Source organism: Pseudorhodobacter sp. (genome assembly GCF_030452865.1).
Taxonomy (GTDB): domain Bacteria; phylum Pseudomonadota; class Alphaproteobacteria; order Rhodobacterales; family Rhodobacteraceae; genus Pseudorhodobacter.
In genome coordinates this window covers 1-2,741 of record NZ_JAKDLJ010000444.1, presented here as the reverse complement: position 1 = coordinate 2,741, position 2,741 = coordinate 1, and the positions used below count along the sequence as shown (strand labels likewise).

General features: G+C 59.0%; 4 protein-coding genes and 1 tRNA gene. 3 read left to right on the top strand and 2 right to left on the bottom strand.

Annotated features, from left to right (window positions below; translation table 11 throughout):
• The 3 genes from L0H65_RS17795 to L0H65_RS17785 all read left to right on the top strand — a co-directional run.
• Positions 1 to 422, top strand: a 422-nt coding sequence (locus tag L0H65_RS17795; RefSeq protein WP_301460552.1) for a YIP1 family protein, incomplete at its 5' end; no start/stop codon positions are given.
• 3 nt (positions 423 to 425) lie between these two features.
• On the top strand, positions 426 to 1,646 hold the full coding sequence (locus tag L0H65_RS17790) for a cysteine desulfurase (RefSeq protein WP_301460551.1): 1,221 nt from the start codon (positions 426 to 428) through the stop codon (positions 1,644 to 1,646).
• Between the two features lie 49 nt (positions 1,647 to 1,695).
• Positions 1,696 to 1,772 (top strand) — tRNA-Arg (locus tag L0H65_RS17785).
• Positions 1,773 to 1,842: 70 nt separating this feature from the next.
• Here the strand turns inward: L0H65_RS17785 and L0H65_RS17780 are convergent.
• Positions 1,843 to 2,418, bottom strand: coding sequence for a TIGR02281 family clan AA aspartic protease (locus tag L0H65_RS17780; protein ID WP_301460550.1), 576 nt, complete (start codon positions 2,416 to 2,418; stop codon positions 1,843 to 1,845).
• Positions 2,419 to 2,463: 45 nt separating this feature from the next.
• The coding region (locus tag L0H65_RS17775; protein ID WP_301460549.1) for a MarC family protein at positions 2,464 to 2,741 on the bottom strand (278 nt) is incomplete at its 5' end.

Here is a 2,741-nt window from a genome sequence, read left to right as displayed (position 1 = left end):
CTGATGCCGCCGGAGGTGCAAGCGGTGTGGGCCCGGCAATGGCAAGCCCGGTACGCACGGCGATCCTGCAATGGGCGGTGCTGCTGATTTCAGTCCATGCCGTTCACCGGCTTGGACGGATGCGTGGCGGCACCGGCACCCTGAACGAGGCGGTGATCCTGCTCGCATGGTTGCAATTTGTTCTGCTCTGCGTGCAGGTGGCGCAAATCGTGATGCAAGTGATCGTGCCGCCGCTGGCCGATATTCTGGGCGTTGCCGGTTTGGTGCTGTTTCTATGGCTTCTGACCAATTTCGTCGCCGAACTGCATGGGTTCCGATCCCTCGCTTTGGTGTTCGTCGGAATTCTGGTGGCGGTAGTTGTTTTGGCGGTTGTTCTGGCGATTGTGTTGACTTTGATCTTTGGCGCGGCGGCGGGGGTTTGAGCGATGTTTGATGTAGAAAAGATTCGCGCCGATTTTCCGATTCTTTCGCGCAAGGTGAATGACCGGCCCCTGGTTTATCTCGACAACGGCGCCTCGGCGCAAAAACCGCAAGTGGTGATTGACGCGATCACCAAGGCTTACACGGATGAATATGCCAATGTTCATCGGGGCCTGCACTTCCTTTCCAACCTTGCGACCGACAAGTATGAAAGCGTGCGCGGCAAGGTCGCACGTTTTCTCAATGCGCCGGATGAGCATGAGATCGTCTTTACCACCGGCACCACTGAAGGCATCAACCTTGTTTCCTATGCCTGGGGCGCGCCCCGGATGCAGGCGGGGGATGAGATTGTTCTGTCGGTGTTGGAGCATCACGCCAATATCGTGCCCTGGCATTTCCTGCGTGAGCGCCAGGGCGTGGTGCTGAAATGGGTCGAATGTGACCAGAACGGCGACCTTGACCCGCAGGCGGTGATAGACGCCATCGGGCCGAAAACCAAATTGGTCGCGATCACGCAGATGTCGAATGTCACCGGAACTGTGGTCGATGTTGCCAGCATTTGCCAGGGCGCACGCAGCTTGGGGGTTCCGGTTCTGGTCGATGGTTCGCAGGCGGCGGTGCATATGCCCGTCGATCTGGCCGCGATGGGATGCGATTTCTACGCGATCACCGGGCATAAACTTTATGGTCCCAGCGGGTCGGGTGCGATGTTTATCGCAAAGGATCGCATGGCCGAGATGCGGCCTTTCCTCGGCGGTGGTGATATGATCCGCGAAGTCGGGCGCGAAGTCATCACCTACGCCGATCCGCCGATGAAGTTTGAGGCAGGCACCCCCGGTATCGTGCCGCAAATCGGCATGGGTGTCGCGCTCGATTACATGATGGCGGTCGGGATGGAGAATATCGCCGCCCATGAACGCAGCTTGCGCGACTATACCCGCGTGCGGCTGGCCGGGTTGAACTGGTTGAACGTGCAGGGAAATTCTGAAAGCAAAGGCGCCATTTTCAGCTTCACGATGCAAGGCGGCGCACATGCGCATGATGTCTCCACCATCCTCGACAAGCGCGGGGTTGCGGTGCGGGCGGGTACGCATTGCGCGATGCCGTTGCTGGAACATCTTGGCGTCGGTGCCACCTGCCGCGCGTCATTTGCGATGTACAACACGACGGCTGAGGCCGACACGCTGATCGACGCGCTGGAATTCTGTCACGAGCTTTTTGGCTGAAATAACCCGTTGCAAAGCCTGCCCCCATTGGATAGTCAGCAGACACAAGGCACCCATAGCTCAGCTGGATAGAGCGTTGCCCTCCGAAGGCAAAGGTCGCACGTTCGAATCGTGCTGGGTGCGCCAATCTTCTCAAACACTTAATGACGATTGCCGTTCCGGGCGGCCAGAATGTGCATCGAGGCATCCAGGCGCTTCAGCGCCGCAAGATCATCTGATCGCCGGAAATTTCGATGTGGAACCGGCCCAGATAATCCATTCCCAGAAGTGAGCCGTCCATCTCACCATCATTGACCGCCGCCGCGAGTGTGTCGTCATGGATCGGGCCAAGGTCCACATTCTTCAGCGTCACCCGCGCGGTTCGGACCGATCCATTGGCAGTTTGCGCGGTGCCGAGATAGACGAGTTTGTCAGGATCGAACCCCAACCGAACCGCATCCTCGCGTGACAAGACGACATTCGACGCCCCTGTATCGACCAGAAACTTCACCTCTGTCTCGTCGATCTCCAATGTCAGGTAATAATGGCCATCCCGGTTGCGCGGCAGGCTGATCTCTTGCCCGTTGATCACTTCCTGTTGACCGGTGAAACTGCTCCCCATGTCATGCCACAAGCCATAGCCGGCCATCACCCCGACAAAGATCAACCCCCAGGAAATCACGCCGCGCGCCAGTTGGCCCATCCGTCCGCGAAACTCGACCAGCAGATAGCTGCCGACCGCGACGCCGAGAATCCCGAGATAGGTCAGGCGCGCAAAGGAATCTCCGTCCATCTTACTCTCCGGCTTCGGCGATCAGCAGGACATGGGGCAAGGTGATCATCCGACCAGTCCGGTACCGATGATGCCGTCAATCACGAATTGCACCGACAAGGCAGCCAGCAGCATACCCAGAAGCCGGGTGATGACCAGAGTGCCGGTACGTCCCAGCGCACGTTCCAGCGGGCCAGCAACAAGAAACAGCAGAAAGGCAAGAAAGACGACGAAAATCATCACCAGATGCACCGTCACAACCCCTTGCCAGCCGCCGCCCGACTCGCCGCCCAGCAGGATCATGGTGGCAAGCGCACCCGGCCCGGCCAGCAGCGGCGTTGCCA

Bases quoted from the DNA above. Each gene is read 5' to 3' on its own strand.
- L0H65_RS17790 (WP_301460551.1), top strand. From the start codon at position 426: ATGTTTGATGTAGAAAAGATTCGCGCCGATTTTCCGATTCTTTCGCGC.
- L0H65_RS17780 (WP_301460550.1), bottom strand. From the start codon at position 2,418: ATGGACGGAGATTCCTTTGCGCGCCTGACCTATCTCGGGATTCTCGGC.